Here is a 23,815-nt window from a genome sequence, read left to right on the forward strand (position 1 = left end):
GCTGAACGACGGATTACAGATGGTCCCCCCTGCCGGCTGGTTCCGGGGGACGTGTCCCGCCACCGTCCTCGCCGTCCCGCTCGAGGTTCTCCCGTCGGAGGACTGGTCGTTGGGGATCAGGAGCACTCCGGCGACCAGTTCTGGGCGCTCGACTGCGAGCCAGTCCTCACCCGTGCGGTCGCCGTTCGGCCCCAACGCCTCGGAGGAGTACACCGTTTGGCAAGCCAGAGCCGCGCGCTCCCTGTCGACCGCGCGGGCGTCCACTCCGGGGCCGGACCGCCCCGTACCGTGGGGACGTGGGGGCTGGCATGATGGCGTTCATGACCGCGTACCGAAAGGCAGATGCCGCGTAGCCGGCCTGGCGCCCTGCGCGTCGAACAGCACGGGCCCCGCGTCTGGGAGTGCCCGCCGCCGGATCGGATCCACGGGCTGTCCGCCCGTACCAGCCTCGCGATACACCGGGTGGAGAGGCTGTCAGCCGACTGTGACGTCTACCCCGGTGTCACGGACCGCGCGCTGCGGCGTTACCGGGCGTTTCTCGAACCACCCGGACGTCGGCCTCGCTATCCGCGGGACGCGGAGTGCTCCTGCCGTGGCTGTTCCTTGGACGACGTGCGGTATGCCCGGGACGTGCTCGAACTGGTCGTCGGGCGGCTGCCTGTTCGGGCCCGTGCCGAGCTGGAGCGCCGCGTGGCCGCTCTGGACGCCCTGTACCTCGGACGCACCCTTCCCGACCCGTTCGCCGACCGCCAGTGGCGTTCTGACCTCTGGTGGCGCCGTCGGCTCGCGGGCGGCGGGGAGGCCGGGTGACGACCCGGGATCCGCCGTGGCGGCGGGGACGGAGACGACCGGCGACGGCGGAGCGTCTCACCGGGCCGGGAGGGGGGTGCGGCTCCGCGCCCCGGTGCCGCACCACGGGCGGTGGCTGAACTCCTCGGTCCGCTGGCCGTGTTCCGGGCCGCGCCGCCCGGGGCGAGGGCCAGGGGCGGAGGGGGTGCGCGGACAGGGGCCACCTCGCGCGGTACCGGTGCGGGAGCGCCCCCACCGGTACCGCGCGGGGGTCAGCCCGCGACGCCGGCCTGGGCCTCGGCGGCCGCCCGGTACAGACGGCGCAGCCGCACCACGCCGAGGTCGTGCTGGTACAGGTTCTCGTGCTGGTCCGCGTCCGCGGGCATCGCTTCCAGCATCACCCGGTCCTGCTCAAGCACCTCCCAGTGGCGCCGCTCGATGAGCGTCTTGTAGAGGAAGCGCCAGGTGTCCCGCTGCCACCCGGTGACCTTCCGGTAGCGCCAGAAGAAGACACCGCACCGTCTCTCGTCGACTGGGCAGACCATGCCGACGATGCCGAACGGTCCCCCGGGGCCGGCCGACGGCGGGTACGGGATCGACAGGTCGACCCAGTCGACGCCGGTCCGGCACAGTTCGACCCAGTCGAAGTTGACGCCGCGCTGGTCCGTCTTCTCGAAGAAGTAGCCACGGTCGGTCTCCCGGATGCGGAACCTGGCCGTCGTGTCACCGTCGTGCATGGAGTGCGACTCGTGGTGCAGGAAGGCGCCGTGCATCGGATCGAGGAGGTTCTCGACGGCGTAGCGCCACGGCACGTTCCACTCCGCGTAGCAGAGGATCGCTTCCGTCCCGGAGTCGGTGAGCGGCTCGGGGAGCGTCAACTCGACTGGTTCCGGGTGCTGTTCGTCGCCGAAGTAGGCGAGGACCGCGCCGCTCACCTCGCGGACGGGCAGCGACCTGACGAGCTTCTTGCCCTCCAGGTTGCAGCCGGGCAGGCCGGGCACCGAGGAGACGGTGCCGTCGCCCTCGACCTCGACACCGTGGTACCAGCAGGCCACCCGGTCGCCGAGGTGCCTGCCGAGCGACAGGGGCGCCCCCCGGTGCGGGCAGCGGTCCGCGAGCATCGACAGGGTGCCGTCGGAGCGGCGGAACAGGAGCCACCGCTCGCCGAGCGCGGTGACCTCGCGCATCGCGCCGGGCGCGACGAACGAGGACGGTACGACCGGGTGCCACTGGTCGCGCAGGCCCGTCGCGTAGATGTGGTCGGCGGAGGAACCGGCCGCCGGGCTGGTCGGGGTCGTCGGGTTGGTCATCGGGGTCACGCTCCCAGTCGGCGCATCTCGGCGCGGAACGAGTCCTCGGTCCACGGAGCGCCGTCGGGGGCGTGGACCTGGCGGGCGTTGAGCCCGCGGACGACGTCGGACAGTTCGTGGCCGTCCTCGGTGAAGACCTCTTCGAGGGTGGCGGCGAGCCTGTACTCGTAGGGGGTGGGTTCGCGCGTACGGGACTGGTGGACGTCCAGGTACGGCCAGGCGGTGGTCACACGTGCCTCCAGGAAGGGGTTACAGGTCGAGGGCCAGGCGGCCGGAGGCGCGACGGGAGACGCAGATCATCATCGTGGCGCCCGCGGCCCGTTCGGCCTCGGAGAGCAGGAAGTCGCGGTGGTCGGGCGTACCGTCGAGCACCCGGGTCTCGCAGGACCCGCAGATCCCGTCGCGGCAGGAGCTGACCACGTCGAGCCCGGCGGACTCGGCGGCATCGAGAATCGACATGTCCGCGCCGACGGAGAGCGTGAGCCCGGACGTGCGGCACTCGACCTCGAACGCCGCGTCGTCCCCGGACCGTTCGACGACCGGCGCCGCGAACCGCTCGACGCGCAGCTGCTCCGCCGGGCAGCGAGCCTCCACGGCGGCCAGCAGGGCCTCGGGGCCGCAGCAGTAGACGAGTGTGCCGTCCGGGAGGCCGGCCAGCGCCGCGTCCAGGTCGATGTGGCCGTGCTCGTCGTGCGGGACGACCGTCACATCGCCACCCAGCGCGGTGAGTTCGTCGAGGAACGCCATCGAGGAGCGGCTGCGTCCGCCGTACACCATGCGCCACTCGGCGCCGCGGCGCGCCGCCTCGCGGGCCATGGCGAGGATCGGGGTCACGCCGATGCCGCCCGCGACGAAGACGTAGCCCGCCGCGTCCTCCAGGGCGAAGTGGTTGCGCGGCGCCGACACGGTGACCCGTCCGCCGGGCCGCAGCCTCGCGTGCACGTGGCGCGAACCCCCGCGCGAGGACGGTTCGTTGAGGACGCCGACGCGGTACGTCCGCGGGGTGCGCGGGTCCGAGCACAGGCTGTACTGGCGGACCAGACCGTCCAGGTGGAGGTCGACGTGCGCGCCGGGCTCCCAGCTGGGCAGCGGCCCGCCGTCCGGGTGGGTCAGCTCGACGGAGAGGACACCGTCGGCCTCCCACGTCATGCGGCGTACGAGGAGGTCCATCAGGGGCTCGTCGGGTGAGGTCATGGTTGCGGAGCCTCCCTACACGACCGGGATCTTCACGGGTGGGGTGAACGGGTTCCTCATCGGGCCGAGAGCCGCGAGATCGACCTCGACCAGCGTCGGCCCGTCCGAGGCGACGGCCTCTGCGAGTACGGGACCGGCGTGCTCGCGGTCCGCGATCCGCAGGTAGGGCAGCCCGCAGGCCTGGGCGAGGAGTGCGAAGTCGGGTGTCGCGAGGTCCACTCCGGCGCGGCGGTCGCCGTGCCGGTCCTGCATGTTGCGCAGCACGCCGTAACCGCCGTCGTTGAACACGATGAGCGTGAGCCGTGGCCGCTCCTGGGCGAGCGTGAGCAGCTCGCCGAGGTGCACGGCGAGTCCGCCGTCGCCCGCGATGACGACCGTGGGCGCGCCGGGGCGGGCGAGCGCCGCCCCGACGCCCATTCCGAGGCCCTGGCCTATGCCGCCGCCGCGCGGGAAGACGTTGTCACGCGGGTCGTACATGTCGAGGAGCCGGTTGCCCCAGCTGCTGGACGCGATCGTGACGTCGCGCGCGACGACGGCCTCGCGGGGGAGCGCGGCCCGGATCGCGTCACAGATGGCGGCCTGCGGGCCGATGCTGTCGTGCAGCGTGGCGCGTACCTCGTCGCGGACCGTGGCGACCCGCTCCGTCCACGCCGGCCCGGCGGGCCTCGCGTAGGGGAGCAGCCGCCCCAGCACCTCGCCGGCGTCGCCGTGCAGCGCGTGCCGGACCGGGTACACACGGCCGAGCGCGTCCGCGTCGAGGTCGATCTGGAGGTGCGCGGAGGGGAGCCTCAGTCCGTAGTCGGCGGTCTCGTTGGACCGGAAGTGCGTGCCGATCGAGAGCAGGACGTCGGCGTCGGCGAGCAGGGCGCGCCCGGCCGGTGCCGTCGCGAAGTTGCCGACGACCCGCGCGTCGTCCTCGGGGACGCTTCCGCGCCCGGAGTTGGAGGTGAGCAGCGCGGCGCCGGTCGCGGTGAGGAGGTCCGCGAGCTGGGCCCGCGCGCGGGTCGCGCCGCCGCCCGCCCAGATCACGGGCCGCTCCGCCGAGGCCAGCGTGGCGCCGGCGGCGGCGAGTTCCGCGTCGCTGGGCGACGGGACGTCCGCCTCCGGGAGGTGCGTGGCCGTGTCGGTCTGGGCCGCGTACTGGAGATCGATCGGCCATTCCACGCTCGCGGGGCCTCCCGGAGCGGTCCGCGCGGCGCGGGCCGCCTCGCGCAGGACGCGGCCGGCCGCGTCGGCGGACGGCACGGTGGCGGCGTGTTTGGAGACCGCCGCCAGCATGCCGAGCTGGTCCTTGGTCTCGTGGATGAAACCGCGGCCGCTGCCCAGGAACTCCGACTCGACCTGCCCGGTGACGTGCAGGACGGAGGTACCGGCCGAGAGGGCTTCGACGAGGGAGCCAGCCGCGTTGCCCGCGCCGGTGCCGGTCGAGGTGAGCGCGCACCCCAGGGAGCCGCGGGCCCGGCCGTAGGCGTCGGCGGCGCTGACGGCGGTCGCCTCGTGCCGCACGGGTACGAAGCGGAGTTCACGGTCCACGGCCTCGACGAGCGGCAGGTTGTGCACGCTCACGATCCCGAAGACCGTGCCGATGTCCAGTTCCCGCAGTACGGCGACGAGGAGATCGCCTCCGGTCTGGTAACGCATGGGGGTCTCCTCAGAGGACGGAGCGGCCGACGCCTCCGCAGACGTCGACGCTGGTTCCGGTGATGTACGAGGCGAGCGGTGAGAGCAACGTGGTGATCGCGTAGGCGACCTCCTCGGCCCGGCCGAGGCGCCCGAGCGCGATACCCCGGTCGGCGGCCAGCTCCGCCTGCCAGTCCTCGTAGGAGAGGCCGGAGCCGGAGGCGGCGTGCCGTCGGGTCCACTGGCCGGTGTCGACGAGGCCGAGGCAGACCGAGTTGACGCGGATCCCCTCGGGGGCCAGCTCGGTGGCGAGGGACTTGGAGAGGTTGAGGACGCCGGCGCGGGCGGCACTGGTCGTGATGAGCCGGGTTTCCGGCTGCTTGGCCAGGACCGCGTTGACGTTCACCACGGACGCGGCGTCCGAGGCGGTGAGGTGGGGGCGGGCGGCGTGCAGCGGGTTGAGGACGCCGGAGAACTTCAGTTCCAGTTCGTCGCGCCAGTCCTCCGCCGTGGACTCGTCCAGGTTCTTCATACGGGACTGGCCCGCGTTGTTGACGAGTCCGTCGACGCCGCCGAAGGTGTCGGCGGTCTGCCGTACGAAGTCCCGTACGGCGCCGGGGTCCCGGACGTCGCAGACGCCGGTCAGGAGCCGGTCGCCGTCGAGCGGCGCCGCCGCCCTCGCCAGCCGGCCGGCGTCCCGGCCGCAGGTCGCGACCCGCGCGCCCTCGGCCAGAAGGGCGCGGACCGTGGCCAGGCCGACGCCCGAGCTGCCGCCGGTGACCAGGACGGTCCGGTCGGCGAGGCCCAGATCCATAACTCTGCGCTCCTGTGGGGTCAGTTCATCGTGAAGCCGCCGTTGACGGCTATCACTTGTCCGGTGAGATAGCGGGACTCCTCGCCGAGCAGGAAGGCGACGAGGCCGATGAGGTCGCCGGGTTCCTGGGGCCGGGAGATGGCCCGGCCCGAGCGGTACAGCTGGTGCCGTTCCCCGGGCACGGTCTCGGTGGCCTCGCACTCGGTGAGGCCGGGCGCGACCGCGTTGACGGTGACGCCCCGGTCGCCCAGTTCCCTGGCCATCGCCCGGGTGAGCGCGACGACCGCGCCCTTGGAGGCGATGTAGTGGGCGAGGCGTGGCGAGCCGTAGAGCGCCGCGTCCGAGGCGATGTTGACGATCCGGCCGGGAGCCCGGAACAGCGGGTACAGGGTCTTCGACACCAGCCAGGGGCCGCGGGCGTTGACCGTCATCAGGCGGTCCCACACCTCGACGTCGATGTCCTGGAACTCCGCGCCGCCGACGCCGTTGGCGAGCGCCGCGTTGTTGACCAGGCCGTACAGCGGTCCCAGGTCGCGCACGCGGTCGGCGAGCCGGGCGACGGACCCGGGGTCGGCCACGTCGCAGCGCACGAAGTGGGCGTCGAGCCCCCTGCCGCGAAGTTCCTCGGCGGCCCGGGCCCCGCGATCGGGGTCCAGTTCGGCGATCACGACGCGGAAGCCGTCCTCGGCGGCCCGGCGGGCCATGGCCAGTCCCAGGCCACGGCCCGCCCCGGTGACGACGACGGTGCCGGTCACCCCGGATGGGTCAGTCACGCGTCACCCCGTGCATCGGCGAGTGCTCCGGGTACGTCGGCACCCGCGGCTTCCGGGTGCCGATGACGACGCAGAACAGGGCGTCGGTGTCGCCCTCGTTCTTCAGGGAGCGTGCCACGCCCGCCGGGACGACGATCATGTCGCGGTAGCCGAGGGTGCGGTACTCGACCTGGTCGGCGCCGCGGTGGATGCCGACGCGGACCTGGCCCTCCAGGACGAAGAACGCCTCCTCGACGTCGTGGTGGGTGTGCTCGGGGCCCTCGGCTCCGGGCGGCAGGAGCATGTTGGAGAAGGTGAATCCGCCGGACGGGATGATCCGGGAGTCGTTCTCGTGGTCGCCGGTGGCGCCCGATCCGACGTAGCGGATCTGGCCGCGACGGTACTGGGGGCCCGCCTTCTCCTGGAAGGAGAGGGTGGTGAAGTCCGCGATCCGGGACTCCCTGGTGGCGATGAGGGAGTCGGTGAACGCGGCGAGGTCGCCCCCGTTGTCGTAGTCGGTGGTGGTCAGAGGCATGGCTGAGACTCCTGCTCCGGGATGCGGGTGGTGATGTGGAGGTGGGACAGGACCCAGGCGTTGAACCGCTCGGGCTGTTCCTGGTTGGCCAGGTGACCGGCGTCCTTGACGATCACGTGGGCCGTCAGGCGGAGGCCGCCGGCGATGGCCTGGGCTCCCTCGACGCCGGTGACCTGGTCCTGATCGCCGCACACGACGAGCGCGGGCGCGGCGATCGCGGGCAGTTCCCCGCGCAGGTCGGCCGTCGCCATGGACTCGGCGGCGTAGGCGTATCCGGGCAGCCGCACGGACGACGCCATGGTGTCGACGACGCGCTGGACGAGGGCGCCGGGCGCCGCGGGGGAGACCAGCCGGGGCCCGCGCTTCCTGGCGAAGGCGCGTGGTCCCAGCTCCGCCAGTTCCGCGGCGCGGGAGCGCATGCCCTCGGCCTTCCGGGGGTCCGTGCCGGAGCCGGGGCTGGAGTCGGCGACCACCAGTGACGCGGCGAGGCCGGGGTGACGGGCCGCGAGACGCAGCGCGATCACGCCGCCCCACGACACCCCGAGGACATGGGCGCCGCCACCCCGCTCGCGGATGAGGGCGGCCGCGGCGTCCGCGTACCCGTCCAGGTCCAGTGGCCCCTCGGGATCGGGCGACGCGGCGTAGCCGGGCGCGTCCCAGGCCACCACCCGCGCGTACGCGGACAGTTCGGCGAGCTGCGGCGCGAACGCCGCGGACGACGAACCGACGCCGTGCAGGCAGAGCAGCAGCGGGCCGTGGTCACCGGCCTCCTCCACGTGGACGGACACCGTGGGCGCCGTGGGCGCGGTCGGGACGGGGTTCACAGGATCTGTCCCGTCCGCCCGGCCAGCGCCGCGAGGCCGCGCAGCACGGCGTACGGCACGACCTGGCTGGTCGCGGGGTTCTCCGGGTCGGGCAGGTGCGCGACCTCGAAGCGGTACGCGCCGTGCGCGCTGGCGGCCTCCACGACGTGCCGGGTGTGGCGTGCCCCGGGATCGGCGACGACCCGGACCCGCACGGCGTCCAGGTCGCCGACGGCGAGGGCGAGGGAGGCGGCCACGTTCGTCGACTTGGGGAACTTCACGGGGATGTCGCGGGCCGTTCCGGACATGACCTCGACCGGCTCGGTCGCGGACCGCAGCCGGGAGCGCAACCCCTCGTCCATCCAGGGCTGTTCGAGGGTGGAGGGCAGCTTGGTGGTGGTCAGCCGGACCTGTTCGAGAGGGCCGAGGGAACGCACCGCCTGGAGAAGGTCGAGACCGCCGACGGCGCCGCCGGTGAAGTAGACCCGGCCGGGACCGGTCGCCAGCAGCCGCTTGGCCAGAGCCTCGTCGGTGAGCGCGCCGGTCGACGCGACCAGGAGGTCGGTCCCGGAACCGAGGACCCGCTCACCCCATTCCCGGACGACGTTCTGCCCGGCCGCCTCGACGATCAGGTCGCACCGTTCCAGGGCCTCCTCGAAGGAGAGCTGCGGAGCGGGCACCGTGTCACCCAGCGGACGGTTGTCGATGACGCAGGTCAACTCGGCGCCGGGAATGGCGTGCTCGGAGAGGGCGGCGCCGACGACGCGGCCGATGGCGCCCCAGCCGACAAGACCCACCCTGCGTGGCGTGCTCATGCGGTGGCCTCCAGCGAAGCGAGCGGACCGGGGTCGGGTGAACCGGCCATGGACGAGCGGATCGCCTTCGACGGCGGCCCCGCCGTGCCCCAGAGGTCGGATAGTTCGGGCACACGTCGCCACACCCGGGCGATCCACGCGTCCTCGACGATCTGCGCGACCTCCGAGGTGTACTCGCACACGAGGCCGGACGGGTCGGTGAAGTAGGAGAAGGTGTTGTTGCCGGGGCCGTGCCGCCCCGGCCCCCACCCCGGGTCGATGCCGTGGTGCCTGAGACGGCCGAGCCCGCGCATGAAGTGGTCGACCGAACTCATCTCGTAGGCCACGTGGTTGAGGGAGGCCCACTCGGCCTGGTTGAAGGCGACGCAGTGGTGGTCCGCGTTGCAGCGCAGGAACGCCATCTGGTGTTCGGACCAGTCGGAGACCCGCAGGCCGAGCACGTCGCGGTAGAACGCGACGGAGGCGTCGATGTCGGTGGTGTTCAGGACGGCGTGCGTGACCCCGACGGGCACGGCGGCGTCCCGGCCGCGCGGCGCGACCGCCTCGACCTGCGCGCTGATCTCCACGAGCCGCCGCTCGGGGTCGGCGAAGCGCAGACCGTAGCCGCCGCCCACCTGGTCGAGCGGTCCGGGGCCGAGCACGGGGGTGATCCCCCGGGCCGCCAGGCGCCGGGCGGCCTCGTCGACCTCGGCTGGCGTGGCCACGGCGAACGCGAGCCGGCCCAGGCCGGTGCGGTCCGCGCGGGTGAGGTGCAGGACGTGGTGTTCCTCGCCCGTGCCGCGCAGCCACGCCGCCGTGCCGCGCTCCGCCTCGACAGTGGTGAGGCCCCAGACCTCCTCGTAGAAGTCGGCGGCCTCGGTGAGCGCGGGGGTGAGCAGTTCGACGTAGCGCAGGGAGCGCAGCCGGGCGACGGGTCCTGGCGATGGGTGCGGCATGAGTGTCTCCAGACGACGGGGCGCGGGTCAGTTGGCCCAGGGGAGGGGCGCGTCCGAGGTGCCCCAGTAGAGGGACTTCTGGCGCTGGTAGGCGCGGATCGCGTCGCGGCCCTTCTCCGTTCCGAGTCCGCTGTCCTTCATCCCGCTGAACGGGGTGGAGGCGCTGAACTGCTTGTACGTGTTGATCCAGACCGTCCCCGCCTCGATCCGGCGCGCCAGCCGCCAGGCGGCCCGGTGGTCGCGGGTCCAGATCCCGCAGGCGAGCCCGTAGACGGAGTCGTTGGCCTGGTGGACTAGGTCGTCCTCGTCCTCGTAGGGCAGGGCGACCAGGACGGGACCGAAGATCTCCTCCTGGCAGGTCCGTGCGGTGTGGGGAAGACCGTCGAGGACGGTCGGCAGGTAGTACGCGCCGTCCCGGTAGGCGTCACCCTCGGGCGCCCGGCCGCCGCACAGCACCCGGGCGCCCTCCGAGCGGGCCAGGTCGACGTGGGCGGCGACCGAGTCCCGGTGCCGGTGGTGGACCAGCGGCCCGACCTGCGTGCCGGGGTCGGTCCCCGGGCCGACGCGCAACCTGCCCACGCGGTCGACGAGTTCAGCGACGAAGCCGTCGTAGATCTCGCGGGCGACGAAGAGCCGCGAACCCGCGACGCAGGACTGGCCGCTGGACGAGAAGATCCCGAACATCACGCCTGCCAGCGCCTGTTCGACGTCCGCGTCGGGGCGCACGATCGTCGGCGACTTGCCGCCGAGTTCGAGGGAGGCCGGGATCAGCTTCGAGGCGGCCACGGCGGCGATGGACCTGCCGGTCTCCGTGCCGCCGGTGAAGCTGACGCGGGTGACGAGTGGGTGGCGTACGAGGGCGTCCCCGACGATCCCGCCGCTGCCGGGCAGAACAGACAACAGGGCTGTGGGAAGGCCGAGTTCGCCGAGCGCCTGGTGGATCAGGCGGCCGAGCGCGAGGGAGACGAGGGGGGTCCAGGCCGCGGGTTTGAGCAGGACGGCGTTGCCGGCGGCCAGGGCGGGCGCGATCTTCTGCGCGTCGCTGGCCACCGGGGAGTTCCAGGGGTTGATCGCCCCGACGACACCGACCGGTTCGTACACGCTCATCGTCACGTACGGGCCGCGGGACGGGGTGACGGATTCCTCGGCCGTCTCCAGGGCCGCCGCCATGTACCGGAAGGTGCCCGCCGCGCTCAGCGCCAGGGCCCTCGTCTCCACGAGGGTCTTGCCGGTGTCGGCGGTCTGGAGCGCGGCGAGTTCCTCGGCCGCCTCCTCGGTCAACTCCGCGACGCGGTACAGCAGTCGGGCGCGCTGGTGCGGGAGCAGCTCGCGCCAGGCGGGGTCGGCGACGGCGAGCGCGGCGGCCCGCGCCGCCTCGTCGACCTCTTCGGCGGACGCGGAGTGAACGGTGGCGAGCGGTGCTCCGGTGGCCGGGTCGACGGTCTCGACGGGGTCGCCCGCACCGCGTCGCCACTGGCCCGCGATGAGGATGTCGGTGGGGAGGTGGTGAGGCACGGGCGGGACCTCCAGGCGGTCTGCGACCTACGGGGGAGCGGGCGGCGCGGCGGGGGCGGGAGCCCCGAAGCGCCGCAGCACTAGAAACCTAAGGGCTTAAATACTTACCCGCAAGACCTCATGGAGAAGTCGTCGTCGGGGCGTCATGCGAGGTCGATCGCGTGGGGTGGAAGTGGCGCGGTATTCAAGATGACTAAGGGGTAAACCATTGACCCCTTAGTTAAGTGCTCCTACTGTCTGCGCGACTCCCCTCTGTTCGCGTTGTTGTCGCGAAAGGACCCCCGTATGACGAATCTGGCCGACAAGCCGGACCTCGGCTCGATAGCCGCCCGGCTCGAACGACTACCGCAATCCCGTTGGCACGTGAAGGTCAGGTTCCTCATCGGCGCGGTCACGTTCTTCGAGGCGTTCGACCAGCTCCTCGCCGCCTCGGCGCTGCCCGTCCTGATCAAGGAGTGGCACCTCAGTACGGCCCAGGCGACCTTCGCGGTCACCTCCGGCTCCGTGGGCATGCTCCTGGGCGCCCTGGCGGCGGGGTGGCTGGGCGACCGGATCGGCCGGGTGCGGACCGTGACCCTCGGTGTCGCCATCACCGCGCTCGCGAGCCTCGCCGTGGCGTTCGCGAACGGCATCGAACTCTTCGCGCTCTTCCGCTTCGTCCAGGGTCTCGGCATCGGTGGTGTCGTCCCCGTCGCGGCCACGTACATCAACGAGATCTCCCGCGCCGACAAGCGCGGCCGGTTCGTCCTGATGTACGAGATGATCTTCCCGGCGGGACTGGCCTCGGCCAGCCTCGTCGCCGTATGGGTGGTGCCCAACCTCGGCTGGCGCGCGATGTTCGTGATCGGCGCGCTGCCCGTCTTCCTCGCCGCCGCCCTGCCACGACACGTCACCGAGTCACCCCGCTGGCTGCTCTCCCAGGGCCGTGTCGAGGAGGCCGAACAGGCCATCGCCCACATCGAGACGGAGGTCGCGGCAGCCACCAGGCAACCGCTGCCGGAACCGGCCCCGGGCCGCGTCGAGGACACCTCCCGGGGCCGTCTGCGGGAGCTGTTCACCGGTCGCTACCTGCGCCGCACGACCGTGCTCGCCGGGCTCTGGTTCGTCGCCTACTACGTCAACCACGGCATCAGCACCTGGTTGCCCTCGCTCTACACCAAGAACTTCGGACTCGACCTGACCACCGCGCTCGTGTACACGCTGATCAGCAACGTGACGGGCATTCTCGGTACCTTCGTCGCCGCCCTCGTCATCGACCGCGTCGGCCGGCGCCCCGCCCTGGTGGCCGCACTCGGCTGCACCGCCTGTACCCTCGTGACGCTCGCCCTGGCCGGTGCCACGTCCGGAAGCCAGGTCGCGATCTTCGCCTCCTGCACGACGTTCTTCGTTTACGCGATCAACGCGGGCCTCTACCTCTACTCGCCCGAGCTGTACCCGACGCGCAATCGCGCCAAGGGCGCCGCGTTCGGCGGCCTGTGGAACCGCCTCGGTGTGATCCTCGGCCCGATCACGGTCGGTGCGATCATCGGCGCGGGCGGCAGCCTGACGGTCGTCTTCGCCCAGCTCGGTGCCGTGGCCCTGGTGGGCGCGGTGATCGCGCTCTTCGCGGAGGAGACGAAGGGGAAGACGCTGGAGGAGCTGAACTCCTGAACCCCCGGCGTGCGCCGGGATGTTCGGGGCCGGGCCTCCCGCCAGGGGCGCGGGGGCCCGGCCCGCTACGTCGGCCGGCTGGTCAGTGACCGCCGCAGGCCGTCGAGCAGCGCGGCGAGCTGCCGCTGGTCACCCGGGACCAGGCCCGCGAGCAGCTCCCGTTCCTGGCCGCGGCGCTCCTCGGACACGCTGCCGACCAGGTCGAGCCCCGCCGGGGTCAGGCGCAGACGCACGATGCGGCGGTCCTGGCCGTCTCGTTCGCGGGTGATGAGGCCGGCCTCCTCCAGCCGGTCGGCGTGCTGGGTGACACCGCCGGCGCTGACCGCGCCGGCCGCGGCGATCTCGCCCATCGTGCGCCGGTAGGGGGCGCCCGCCGCCCGAAGGGCGGCCAGCACCTCGAAGGCGGCCAGGCTGACGCCGTGCCGCTTCACGACGCGGCCGATCAGGGTCCGGTACCGCGTGGTGCACTCGTTGAGCGCGGCGAAGACGGCCGGGCCGGACGCGCCGGGGGTGGGGGAAGCCGGCGGCTGGCGCGCGGTGTCAGCGCCGGTGTCGGGCTCGCGGCCGGGGTCGGGCTCAGGGCCCGGCTCGGGCGACCGCCCGGTCAGCGCCGCCGTCAGAACGTCCGCGAGCAGGGGCTCCAGCGTGTCCGTCGGCACCGATCTGGCCGGTTCGTGAGCGAAGAGATAGCGCTCCATGATCACGCCGAACAGGACGCTGCGGATCATGGCGATGCGCGCCTCCGCCGCGTCATGGCCACCGAGCAGGCGTCTCAGCGGCTCGCTGACCTGGCGGTCGAGGATCGTGGACAGCAGCTCCGCGCTGGGCGGATGGCTGAGACCCGAGCGGATCAGCGCCGGCCAGGGGTCGTGCGCGTGGAGCCGGTCCCAGCGGTCGAGATAGTCGCGGGCCAGGGCCCGCGGCAACTCCTCCCGGCCGACCGAGGGTTCGTCGAGAACGCCCTCGGTGACGCCGGTCCCACTGCTGACGATCTCCCGGAACAGGCCGTCCTTCGAGCCGAAGTACGACATGACGAGTCCCGGAGTGACGTCCGCCTCGGCCGCGATGGCCCGGATGCCCACGTCCTTGTAGCCCCGGGCGGCGAACAGGCGCCGGGCCGCCTCCAGTACGGCGCCGCGCCGCCCCTCGGGGTCGTGGGAACGGCCGCGGCGGGGCGCGGGGGGTGTGGGGGGTGTGGGGGTGTGGTGCGCTGCGTTCACGGTCTCAGATTAAACGAGTGTTCATAAACCGGGTGCCGTTCGCACCGGCGGCACGCGTCCGGGGCACGCGCCCACGGCACGCCCCGGGACTCGTCAGGGCGGTCCAACACGGCTGTTTGGAACGGCCGTTCAAAAGTGTCGCGCGAGGCCCGCCGCCCCGCCCTGGCCCGCTCGGGTCCGCCCGCCACCGCCCCGCCCTGGCGCGACGACCTCCGCCGCGCGGAAGGCCGCCGTCTCCCCGGGGCATGCCCGGCGAGGCGGTCCTCCGTGGCCGCTCACGCCGCGTGCTCCCTCTCCGCGGGCGGTCGCCGCCGACCGGGGAGCGGCGCCGACGCACCCGCGACGTGCGGGGCGCGGCCCTGGGTGCCGGGCTGACCGGCGGGGTCACGACGCGGTGCGCGGAGGGGCTCGCCCGTCGTTGCCTCGTCGGGACAGGTGCCGCGGGTCGCACACCGGGAGTGCGGCGAATCTCCCGAACCCTCTTGCCAAGAAGAAACTTTAGTGTGAATCATTTCAGGCATTAGGTAGATGCGTCGTCCGAGAGGCATGGTGCAAGCCGCTTGAAACCGACACCCTTCGACTACAGCGCTCCCCGCAGCCTCCCCGAGGCGCTCGCCCTGCTCGCCGACGAGGAGCGGGAGACCAAGGTCCTGGCCGGCGGCCAGTCCCTGATCCCCATGCTCAGCATGCGCCTCGCCCGCCCGGAACGACTCGTGGACATCACTCGCGTCCCCGGCCTGGACCGGCTCCACGTGGACGCGTCGGGTGCCCTGCGCATCGGGGCGGCCGTCCGGCAGGCCCGGGTCGCGGCCGACCCCGCCGTACGCGAGGGCTGGCCGCTGCTCGCGGCGGCGATCAGCCACATCGGCCACCCGCCGATCCGCCACCGCGGCACGGTCTGCGGCAGCCTCGCGCACCACGACCCCGCCGCCGAACTGCCCAGCGCGGCGCTCGCTCTCGACGCGCGCCTCGTGGTCGCCGGACCTGGCGGCACCCGTACCGTCGACGCCGCCGACTTCTTCGTCGCCACCTTCCAGACGGCCCTGGAGCCCGACGAACTCCTCACCGAGACCGTCATCCCGCCACGAGCCGGTGACGGCTGGGCCTTCGAGGAACTCGCCCGCAGACACGGCGACTTCGCCACCGTCGGTGTCGCCGTCACCCTGCGCCGGGCGCCGGACCGGCGCACGGTCGCCGCGGCCCGCGCGGTCTTCTGCGGCGCGGGCCCCGTCCCCGTCCGGCTGCCCGCCGTCGAGAACGCGCTGACCGGCAGCGACGCGGGCGCCGCCGCCCTCGACGCGGCCGCGTCCGCCGCGCTCGCCGGGCTCGATCCCGCCGGCGACGTCCACGCCACGGCCGCCTACCGCCGCGAGGCCGCCGCCCACCTCCTCGTCCGTGCCTGTACCCACGCCTGGGAGCGCTGTTCATGACCCCCGAACCCACCACCGCCCCGGCGGCCGTCCACACCGTGCCGCCGCCACTCGCCGAACCCTCCGGCTGGCACGAGATCTCCCTGACCGTCAACGGTGCCCCCGTCACCGCCCAGGTGGAGTCCCGGCTGCTGCTCAGCGACTTCCTGCGGGACCGGCTCCGCCTCACCGGCACCCACGTCGGCTGCGAGCACGGTGTCTGCGGCGCCTGTACCGTCCTCGTCGACGGTGTCCCCGCGCGCTCCTGCCTGACACTGGCCGTGCAGTGCGGCGGTACCGAACTGCGTACCGTCGAGGGCCTCGCCCCCGGGGACGCGCCGCTCACCCCCGTCCAGCGGGCCTTCCACGAGTGCCACGGCATGCAGTGCGGCTTCTGCACCGCCGGATTCGTGATGACCGCCACCGCCCTGTCCGAACAGCCCGAGCGGCCGGGCGCGGGGGACGTCGCTGACGCCCTCAGCGGCCACCTCTGCCGCTGTACCGGCTACCGCAACATTCGCCGTGCCGTGTGCCAGGCGCTGGACGAGCGCTTCGCCGACAGCGCCGAGCGGGGGGAGTGACCCGCGTGTCCCAGCAACCGCCCCTCGCGCCCCACCAGCCGGCACCGTCCGGCGGCACCTGGTCCGGCCGCGCCGTCCCACGGGTCGAGGACGACCGGCTCCTGCGGGGAAACGGCCGCTACGTCGACGACGTCGCCCTGCCGGGCGCGGCCGAGGCCGCCTTCCTGCGCAGCCCCCACGCCCACGCCCGTGTCCGCTCGATCGACGTCACCGCGGCCCTCGCCGCTCCCGGCGTCGTCGCGGTCTGGACCGGAGAGGACGTGGCCGAACTGCCCGACATGCTCAACAGGGAGGAGCTGCGCACCCCGCCCGACCTCGCCACCCTGCTCGACCCGTACGTCGCGATGACCCCGATGCCGCTCCTCGCCACGGACAAGGTCCTCTACGTCGGCCAGCCCGTCGTGGTCGTCCTGGCGGAGAACCGCTACCTCGCCGAGGACGCCCTCGAACTCGTCGACGTCCGCTACGAGCCCCTGCCCGTGCTCGTCGACCCGGACCGCGCGGTCACCGACGGCGCACCGCTGCTCCACGAGGACCTCCGCGACAACACCGCCGTCGCGGTGGCCACCAGCGTGGGCGACCCCGACGCCGCGTTCGCCTCGGCCCACACCGTGGTCAGCGAGGAGTTCCAGGCCCACCGCTACGTCGCCTCGCCCATCGAGACCCGCGCGATCTCGGCCCAGGTCGACCCCTACAGCGGCGAGCTGACCGTCTGGTCCAACACCCAGACCCCGCACCGGGTACGCGAGGCCATCGCGCACACGCTCGGCCTCGGCCCCGAGCGGGTCCGCGTCATCGCCACCGACGTCGGCGGCGGCTTCGGCCAGAAGGGCATCCTCTACGTCGAGGAGATGCTCGTCCCGCACGCGGCACGCGTCCTCGGCCGCCCCGTGCTCTGGCGCGAGGACCGCAACGAGAACCTGACGGCCGCCTCGCACGCCCGCGAGCAGATCCACCGCATCGAACTCGCGGCGGACGAGGAGGGCCGTCTGCTCGCCGTCCGCGACCGCATCACCGTCAACGTCGGCGCGTACAACATGACCGGCCTGGTGGTGCCCTACAACTCGGTGTGCCACCTCCTCGGCCCCTACCGGATCCCGCACGTGGACATCGACGTCGTCGGTGTCCTCACCAACACCACCTTCGCCACCCCGTACCGGGGAGCGGGCCGCCCTGAGACCGTCTTCGCGATGGAGCGCGCGATGGACCGTCTCGCCGTCGAACTCGGCATCGAGCCAGCTGAGTTGAGGGCGCGCAACCTCGTCGGCCCCGACGAGATGCCGTACGCCACGGGCCTGGTGGACCGTTCCGGCAAGCAGCAGTCGTACGACTCCGGGGACTTTCCCGAGCTGCTGCGGCGCGCGGTCGCGAAGGCCGACGTCGAAGGGGTGCGCGCCCGGCAGCGCGAGGGCGCGCGCGATGGCAGGCACATCGGGATCGGCTTCGCGATGTACATCGAGGCGACCGGCCTCGGCCCGTTCGAGACCGCCCGTGTCGACATCACGCCCCGTGGCCGTGTCAGGCTCGCGATCGGCACGCCCTCGCAGGGCCAGGGGCACCGCACCTCCATGGCCCAGATAGCCGCCGACGCGATCGGGGTGCCCTTCGACGCCGTCGACGTGGTGGGGGGTGACACCTTCGCCACCCCCTTCGGCGTCGGCACCATCGCCAGCCGCGCTCTCGTCAACGCGGGGAACGCCACGCACCGGGCGGGCCGCCTCGTCCGCGAGAAGATCATCGAAGCCGCGGCCCGACGGCTCGGAGTCCCCGCCGACGGCCTGGAGCTGCGCGAGGGCGCCGTCATGGCCGGGACCGGGGAGGGACCGGCCCTCACCCTGGCCGAACTCGCCGGCCGGGCCCCCCTCCCCGGCACCCCCGAACCCACCGACGGGCGGCACGGCACCGAACTCAGCGAGACCGTGCACTTCCGTCCGCCCGGCTTCGCGGTCTCCAGCGGGGCGCACGCCGCGGTCGTCGAGGTCGACCAACACACCGGAGAGACCGAGATCCTGCACTACGTGGCCGTCCACGACGCGGGCGTCATCGTCAACCCGATGATCGCCGACGGCCAGGTCACCGGCGGTATCGCCCAGGGCATCGGCGGCGCGCTCTACGAGGAGATGCTCTACGGCCCCGACGGCCAGCCCCGCACCGGCACCTACATGGACTACCTGGTGCCGACCTCGTCCGAGATCCCCGATCCCGACCTGGACGAGATCCACTCCCCGAGCCCGATGAACGACCTCGGGGTCAAGGGCCTCGGCGAGGGCGGTGCCATCGCCCCACAGGCCGTCCTCGCGAACGCCGTCGAGGACGCGCTGCGCCCCTTCGGCGTGGTCGTCCGGCGCGGCCCGCTCTCCCCGAGCCGCGTACGCGACCTGCTCCGCGCGGCCGACCAGCCCACGAGCGGCCGCTGACGCGGTGCCGCACCACCCGACGATTGGACACCCACCCATGCGACTCGACCACTCCTTCACCGTCCCGGCCACACCCGACGAGGCGTGGCGGCTCTTCCTCGACCTCGGCCGGGTGGCTCCCTGTATGCCGGGCGCCGTCCTCGACACGCTCGATGCCGACGCCTTCACCGGACGCGTCAGGGTGAAGGTCGGCGCGGTGCAGATGAGCTACGCGGGAGAGGGCCGCGTGACCCGTGACGAGGACGCTCGCTCGATGGTCCTCGACCTCACCGGCAGCGAGACCCGCGGGGCGGGCACCGCGTCAGCCACCGTCACCGCGTCGCTCGCCGCCGACCCGGCGGGCACCCGGGTCCGCGTCAGCACCGACCTCGACGTCACCGGCCGCCCGGCCCAGTTCGGCCGCGGCATCATGACCGAGGTCGGCGACCGCCTCGTGCGCCAGTTCGCCGACCGCCTGGAGGAGCTGCTGAGGGAGCCGGCCGTCGCCGCGCCCGCCGCGCCTCACTCGCCCCTCTCCTCGCCGGACCGGGAGCCCGAGGCGGCGGACCTCGGGGCGGCCGCCCTGCCGGTCCTCCTGCGGAAGGCCGCGGTTCCGGCCGTGGCCGTGCTCGTCACGATCGCCGTGCTCCGTGTCGTCCGTGGGCGTGTGTTCGGAAAGAATCCGCTTCAGGAGTAGGATTTTCAGGGGCGTAGGACGTCGCGCCCACTCGGGGAGCGGTCGAGGGGACGGGATGGCTGAACGGAGGGCGGCGCGACGTGATGCCGTGGCGCAGGTCATCGACGACTGGTCGCGGGAGCGGCCCGGACTGGACACCTCTCCGCTGGAGGTCCTCGCCCGGCTACACCGCTCGTTCCTTCGGTACAACGCCAAGCTGGTCGCGTCGACAGACCGGCACGGACTCTCCGTCGCCGGCTTCGACGTGCTCACCGCGCTGCGCCGCTCCGGCGAGCCGTACCGCCTGACCGCCGGGCAACTCGCCGACCAGGGACTCGTCTCGTCGGCCGGGGTCACCCTGCGCATGGACCGCCTGGAGAAGGACGGGCTGATCGTCAGGGAGCGCGACGCGGACGACCGCAGGGTGGTCTACTCGCGCCTCACGGAGGCGGGCCTCGCCAAGGTCGACGAGGTGTTCGCCGAGCACCTCGACAACGAGCACCGGATGCTCAGCGGGCTCTCCCCGGCGGAGCGCCGTCAACTCGCGCGTCTCCTGCGCAAGTTGGAGGACTCCATCCTCTCCTCGGACACCCCGGACGGCGTGGCCTCCTGACGCCCTCGTTCCCGCTGTCCGAGCCCCCGGCCGACGGTGGCCGTCGATCGGGTGTCCCCGCGTTCCCCGCGCCACCCGGCCACCGGCGGACCGGGAACGCCGCCGCCCGGGACAGCCTCCTCCGCCCGAACCGCCCGCGGTTGGGGCCGATCTGACGCCGTGCCCGGGGGTTCCGGTCCGACGGGGGCGGATCCCGGGAGGGGAGAAGCGCGGCCGTGGTCCGGCGCGCAGGCCGGGAACCGTTGTCCCCCGAGGTGGTGTCGTGGCCCCGTGCGGGGCGCCGGGTGCTGGGCGAGGTCGTTCTAGGGTTCCCGTTCCGGAACCCGTCGTTGGAGGACTCGTGACCGACCCGTGGGACACCATCGTCCGCCTCACCGCTCGCCTCGACGCGCACAGCACGCTCCCCGCCGAGCAGCGGCGGATCCTGCAAATCCTCAAGATCCAGGAGGAGGCCGGGGAGGTCGCGGAGGCCGTCATCGGGGCGACCGGCCAGAACCCCCGCAAGGGTCGCTCCCACACCTGGCAGGATGTGGAGGCTGAGGTGTGTGACGTGATCGTTACCGGCATGGTCGCCCTGCGACGCCTCAACCCCGACGCTCAGGCCGTCTTCGAGGAACATCTGCGGCGGATCGCCGCCCGGGACCTGTGAACTCCGGCGGGAGGGCGCCGTCGGTCAGGGCGTCCCGTCAGGAGGTCCGGTTCCCGCGAGGTCGGCGGCCCGTTCACCGGGTCCGGTGCGGTGGCAGCGCCTCGAACCGTGCCCACGGCGCGATACCGGGGCGGCCAGGATGAGATGCTTTTCAACTGCCCGTCGGCGCTCTGTTGAGGACGCGGGAGTTGGCATCGAAAGGAGTTCCCACGCGTGCGTGAAGCAATTAGGGCCCCCAAGGCGCAGGAGCGACGGCTTGCCAAGATCGTCGAGACGGGCACCCGTCTCTTCGACGAGCGTGGCTTCGGCGGCACCACGATGGACGATGTCGCCGCCTCGGTCGGGATCACGAAGCGGACGTTGTACCGCTATGTCGCGAGCAAGCCGCAACTGTTGTTGCTGATCCACGAGCGGTTCCTCGAAGCCGCCGAACGCACGGTGGGGGACGCCGACTCCGACGTCGACGTCGTCACGCGACTGGACAACTTCCTCCGCGCCTACCTGTCCGTGATCATCAAGCGGCAGCGGAGCGTACGGGTGTTCTTCGAGGAGGAGTACCACCTCGACGCGGACGACCGGTCGACCCTCGTCGGGCGCCGCGATGAGCTGGAGGCCCGTCTGCGGGTGATCCTGCGTGACGGTGCGGGGGAGGGCCGGTTGCGCTCACCGGACGCCGCGGTCGTGGCCGCGGGGATCTTCGGCGCCCTGGCGAGCGCGTACCAGTGGTTCCGTCCGCGCGGTCACCTCACGGGGCCGCAGGTGACGAAGCAGGTGACCGCCCTGCTGCTGTCGGGCCTGCGCTCCGGTGAGGCGTTCGCCGAGCCGCCGGCGACGGACGGCGCGGGCTGGTCGCGGCTCGCCCCCGCCGCCCCCGCGAACAAGTCGGGTGGCGAGCCGCCCAGGGTTCCCGCGGCCGCGCTGCGGGCGGCCGCGCGACTGTTCGCCACCGCCGGCTTCAGCGAGACCAGCACGCAGCAGATCGCGGACGCGGCCGGTGTCAACAAGAGCGCGCTCTTTTACCACATCGGCTCGAAGGAAGACCTCCTCTTCGCCATCCACCACGAGTTCGCGATGGCGAGCCTGGCCAACCTCGACCGCTGGCGCGAGGAGGCGGGCCACGACCCGGAGCGGGTGCTGCGCCACGTGATCGCGCGGCACGCCGTCGTCATGAGTACCGAGTGGGACTCCGTCCGGGTCTTCGTCGGCCAGTCCCGCTACCTCTCCCGGCCGCACGCCCAGGTCATCGAAGAGCTCAGGGCGCGCTACGTCGGCGGGGTCGCGGAGATCGTCGAGGCGGGCCAGCGCCTGGGGATCTTCCGCGACCTCGACTCGCGCGTCACCGCCCTCACCACCCTCGGGGCCCTGAACTGGATGGCCCGGTGGTTCGACCCGTCAGGACGGGTCGACGCCGCGACGGCCGGGGCCATGTACGCCGACATGTTCCTCAACGGCCTCGTCGTGCCGGTGCGGGTCACCGCCCCGTAGCGCCGCCCGCGACGTCCGCGCGCGAGTCCGGCCGCTCAGGCCGACTCACGCCCGGGGCCGCCGCCGAACGTGTCGGTGTCGTACTCGGAGAGGTCGGCGTGCCGGGTCATCTCCCACAGGTCGAGCAGGCGCCAGGGCGAGTTGGTGACGACCCGTCCGCGGTTGTTGCGGTACCACGTGCTCATCCCGGGGTGGGTCCAGATCAGCGCCTCATGGGCCCGGTCGATGTCCCGGTTGTACTGGTCACGGAGGTCCTGGCGGCACTCCACCGCGCGCGTGCCCTCGTCGATCACCTGGGCGAGGAGGTCGAGGATGTAGCGCGCCTGGCACTCGGCGATGAACAGCAGGCTCCCCCCGTGCCCCAGGTTGGTGTTGGGGCCGTAGAGGAAGAACAGGTTGGGGAAACCGCGCTCGGTCATCCCGAGGAAAGCGCGGGCGTCGTCGTCGCCCCACCGGTCCCGCAGCGTCGCGCCGTCGCGACCTTCGACCTCAAGCGATCCCAGGAGATTGAGGGCCTCGAAACCGGTCGCGTACACGATCACGTCCGCCTCATGGACCGTTTCCCCGGTGACGACACCGCCAGGCTCGATGCCGGTGATCCGGTCGGTGACCAACTCGACGTGGGGTGCCTTCAGGGTGTCGAACCAGCCGTTGTCGAGCAGCATCCGTTTACCGAAGGGCGGGTAGGACGGGATGGCCTTGTGCTGGAGGTCGGGATGGCCGGCGAGCTGCTCGCGCATGTACTTCGTGAAGTAGGAGCGGTACCCCTCGTTGACCGAGTTGATCGCGTCGGATGTGCCGGCCCACGCGGGATCCACGACCAGCGACTGGAAGATCTTGTCGCCGAACGCCCACACCTGCCGCATGCGGTACCAGGCGGCGTAGTGGGGAACGTGCTCCATCAGGTACCGGGTGCTGTCGCTGACCTCGCGGGTGTACTCGGTGTTGCGGGCGACCCACTGCGGTGATCGCTGGAAGATCGTGAGGTGCGCGACCTCGTCGCGGATGGCGGGTACGAGCTGCATGGCGCTGGCACCGGTCCCGATGACGGCGACCCGCTTGCCGCGGAGGTCGAGGTCGTGGGGCCACCGAGCCGAGTGGAACTGGCGTCCGGTGAAGGTGGGCGCGCCCGGTATCTCGGGCGTTTTCGGCATGTTGAGCTGGCCGACGGCACTGATCACGAAGCTCGACCGGTGCGTGGACCGGGTTCCGTCCCCGCGACTGGCCTGGATTGTCCACGTAGCGGACTCGGGGTTCCATTCCGCACGGTCGACCTTAGTGTCGAACTCGATATGTTCGAGAATTCCGAACCGCTCGGCGGTCTCGCGAAAGTAAGCGTGGACGTCGTCGCGCTTGCTGTAATAGCGCGCCCAGTTTCCGGGGTTGAACGAATAGGAGTACCAGTAGCTGGGGGTGTCCACCCCGCAGTCGGGGTACCGGTTCTCGAACCAGGTGCCGCCGAGGTCGGGATTCTTCTCCAGGACGGTGAAGGCGATACCGGCGAGCTTGAGCTGGATCGCCATGCAGAGGCCGGAGGCCCCGGCCCCGACGATGGTGACCGAGTAGTCGTCGCGTCGCTCGCAGCGCCGGAGCCGCTCGGGGTCGAAGCGCGGTTCGAGGCCCATCTCCTCGCGCATCAGGCCCGCGTACTGGAGGGGCACCTCCTCGCCCATGCAGTTGCTCATGATCGCGGCGAGGCGTTCGTCGCTGAGCGGGGCGGGTGCGGGACGCGGGGTTCGTACGAGGAGATCACGGACGGCGCGCCGCACCGTCGCCTGGGTCCCGCCGTCGAGCCCGCCGTCCGCGTGCTCGGACAGACCTTTGGTGCGGGTCGGGCGGAAGGGTCGCCGGAGCCAGCGTTCCTCGCCGGTGAGATGGGCGAGCACCGAGATCAGCGTGGGGATGTTGGCGTCTTCCAGCGCGCGGTCGAGCCGGCGGACGTCGACGGGACCTCCGCTGGATCCGACGCCGGTCTGCCGCGTCACGTACTCGGCGTCGTCCGCTGTTCCGCGCGCTATCGCCATGTCCGCCTCCCTGGTCTAAAGTATCCTGAG

The 23,815-nt window shown here is 72.5% G+C and carries 22 protein-coding genes; 9 read left to right on the top strand and 13 right to left on the bottom strand.

The window, feature by feature from the left end; translation table 11 throughout:
• The first annotated feature begins 342 nt into the window (after positions 1 to 342).
• Complete coding sequence (locus E0L36_RS08200) at positions 343 to 810, top strand: hypothetical protein (RefSeq protein ID WP_219636129.1); 468 nt, start codon at positions 343 to 345, stop codon at positions 808 to 810.
• 251 nt (positions 811 to 1,061) lie between these two features.
• Here E0L36_RS08200 and E0L36_RS08205 read toward each other — a convergent pair whose 3' ends face one another.
• From E0L36_RS08205 to E0L36_RS08255, 11 genes are read right to left on the bottom strand one after another with little or no spacing between them, the layout of a single operon-like run.
• The gene (locus E0L36_RS08205; RefSeq protein ID WP_180928146.1) at positions 1,062 to 2,099 is read right to left on the bottom strand and encodes an aromatic ring-hydroxylating dioxygenase subunit alpha; all 1,038 of its coding nucleotides are present in this window, start codon (positions 2,097 to 2,099) and stop codon (positions 1,062 to 1,064) included.
• A gap of 5 nt (positions 2,100 to 2,104) precedes the next feature.
• Complete coding sequence (locus E0L36_RS08210; protein ID WP_180928147.1) at positions 2,105 to 2,329, bottom strand: recombinase-like helix-turn-helix domain-containing protein; 225 nt, start codon at positions 2,327 to 2,329, stop codon at positions 2,105 to 2,107.
• Positions 2,330 to 2,348: 19 nt separating this feature from the next.
• Entirely contained in the window at positions 2,349 to 3,293 is a 945-nt protein-coding gene (locus tag E0L36_RS08215; protein ID WP_180928148.1) for a PDR/VanB family oxidoreductase, read from the bottom strand.
• Positions 3,294 to 3,308: 15 nt separating this feature from the next.
• Positions 3,309 to 4,934, bottom strand: coding sequence for a thiamine pyrophosphate-binding protein (locus tag E0L36_RS08220; RefSeq protein ID WP_180928149.1), 1,626 nt, complete (start codon positions 4,932 to 4,934; stop codon positions 3,309 to 3,311).
• Between the two features lie 10 nt (positions 4,935 to 4,944).
• A complete protein-coding gene (locus E0L36_RS08225) occupies positions 4,945 to 5,727 on the bottom strand; it encodes an SDR family oxidoreductase (RefSeq protein ID WP_180928150.1) in 783 nt (260 codons plus the stop codon).
• 20 nt (positions 5,728 to 5,747) lie between these two features.
• On the bottom strand, positions 5,748 to 6,500 hold the full coding sequence (locus E0L36_RS08230; protein ID WP_180928151.1) for an SDR family oxidoreductase: 753 nt from the start codon (positions 6,498 to 6,500) through the stop codon (positions 5,748 to 5,750).
• Entirely contained in the window at positions 6,493 to 7,014 is a 522-nt protein-coding gene (locus tag E0L36_RS08235; protein ID WP_180928152.1) for a cupin domain-containing protein, read from the bottom strand. Before E0L36_RS08235 ends, E0L36_RS08230 begins: the two co-directional genes overlap by 8 nt.
• Positions 7,005 to 7,802, bottom strand: a complete 798-nt coding sequence (locus E0L36_RS08240; protein WP_308416669.1) for an alpha/beta fold hydrolase — start codon at positions 7,800 to 7,802, stop codon at positions 7,005 to 7,007. Before E0L36_RS08240 ends, E0L36_RS08235 begins: the two co-directional genes overlap by 10 nt.
• Before the next feature lie 32 nt (positions 7,803 to 7,834).
• Positions 7,835 to 8,632 (bottom strand): aspartate dehydrogenase domain-containing protein, encoded by a 798-nt coding sequence (locus E0L36_RS08245; RefSeq protein WP_180928154.1) that lies wholly within the window; start codon positions 8,630 to 8,632, stop codon positions 7,835 to 7,837.
• Complete coding sequence (locus E0L36_RS08250) at positions 8,629 to 9,567, bottom strand: VOC family protein (protein ID WP_180928155.1); 939 nt, start codon at positions 9,565 to 9,567, stop codon at positions 8,629 to 8,631. The genes E0L36_RS08245 and E0L36_RS08250 overlap by 4 nt, the downstream gene beginning before the upstream one ends.
• 27 nt (positions 9,568 to 9,594) lie before the next feature.
• Positions 9,595 to 11,082, bottom strand: a complete 1,488-nt coding sequence (locus tag E0L36_RS08255) for an aldehyde dehydrogenase family protein (protein ID WP_180928156.1) — start codon at positions 11,080 to 11,082, stop codon at positions 9,595 to 9,597.
• Positions 11,083 to 11,367: 285 nt separating this feature from the next.
• Between E0L36_RS08255 and E0L36_RS08260 the strand changes: the two genes are divergently transcribed.
• Complete coding sequence (locus E0L36_RS08260; protein ID WP_180928157.1) at positions 11,368 to 12,732, top strand: MFS transporter; 1,365 nt, start codon at positions 11,368 to 11,370, stop codon at positions 12,730 to 12,732.
• A gap of 65 nt (positions 12,733 to 12,797) precedes the next feature.
• On the opposite strand, the gene E0L36_RS08265 is transcribed toward E0L36_RS08260, so the two are convergent.
• The gene (locus tag E0L36_RS08265) at positions 12,798 to 13,952 is read right to left on the bottom strand and encodes a TetR family transcriptional regulator (RefSeq protein ID WP_180928158.1); all 1,155 of its coding nucleotides are present in this window, start codon (positions 13,950 to 13,952) and stop codon (positions 12,798 to 12,800) included.
• A 560-nt stretch (positions 13,953 to 14,512) separates the two neighbouring features.
• Between E0L36_RS08265 and E0L36_RS08270 the strand changes: the two genes are divergently transcribed.
• From E0L36_RS08270 to E0L36_RS28220, 7 genes are all read left to right on the top strand, one after another.
• Positions 14,513 to 15,382, top strand: coding sequence for a xanthine dehydrogenase family protein subunit M (locus tag E0L36_RS08270; RefSeq protein ID WP_180928159.1), 870 nt, complete (start codon positions 14,513 to 14,515; stop codon positions 15,380 to 15,382).
• Positions 15,379 to 15,942, top strand: coding sequence for a (2Fe-2S)-binding protein (locus E0L36_RS08275; protein WP_180928160.1), 564 nt, complete (start codon positions 15,379 to 15,381; stop codon positions 15,940 to 15,942). The genes E0L36_RS08270 and E0L36_RS08275 overlap by 4 nt, the downstream gene beginning before the upstream one ends.
• Before the next feature lie 5 nt (positions 15,943 to 15,947).
• Positions 15,948 to 18,359, top strand: coding sequence for a xanthine dehydrogenase family protein molybdopterin-binding subunit (locus tag E0L36_RS08280; protein ID WP_180928161.1), 2,412 nt, complete (start codon positions 15,948 to 15,950; stop codon positions 18,357 to 18,359).
• Positions 18,360 to 18,396: 37 nt separating this feature from the next.
• A complete protein-coding gene (locus E0L36_RS08285) occupies positions 18,397 to 19,035 on the top strand; it encodes an SRPBCC family protein (protein WP_180928162.1) in 639 nt (212 codons plus the stop codon).
• Between the two features lie 55 nt (positions 19,036 to 19,090).
• On the top strand, positions 19,091 to 19,627 hold the full coding sequence (locus E0L36_RS08290) for a MarR family winged helix-turn-helix transcriptional regulator (protein ID WP_180928163.1): 537 nt from the start codon (positions 19,091 to 19,093) through the stop codon (positions 19,625 to 19,627).
• A gap of 340 nt (positions 19,628 to 19,967) precedes the next feature.
• On the top strand, positions 19,968 to 20,276 hold the full coding sequence (locus E0L36_RS08295; RefSeq protein WP_180928164.1) for a MazG-like family protein: 309 nt from the start codon (positions 19,968 to 19,970) through the stop codon (positions 20,274 to 20,276).
• 213 nt (positions 20,277 to 20,489) lie between these two features.
• Positions 20,490 to 21,761, top strand: coding sequence for a TetR family transcriptional regulator (locus E0L36_RS28220; RefSeq protein ID WP_180928165.1), 1,272 nt, complete (start codon positions 20,490 to 20,492; stop codon positions 21,759 to 21,761).
• Positions 21,762 to 21,796: 35 nt separating this feature from the next.
• On the opposite strand, the gene E0L36_RS08305 is transcribed toward E0L36_RS28220, so the two are convergent.
• A complete protein-coding gene (locus E0L36_RS08305) occupies positions 21,797 to 23,785 on the bottom strand; it encodes an NAD(P)/FAD-dependent oxidoreductase (protein ID WP_180928166.1) in 1,989 nt (662 codons plus the stop codon).
• Positions 23,786 to 23,815 lie beyond the last annotated feature (30 nt).

It is taken from the genome of Streptomyces sp. AJS327 (genome assembly GCF_013450295.1).
In the GTDB taxonomy this organism is placed as follows: Bacteria; Actinomycetota; Actinomycetes; order Streptomycetales; family Streptomycetaceae; genus Streptomyces.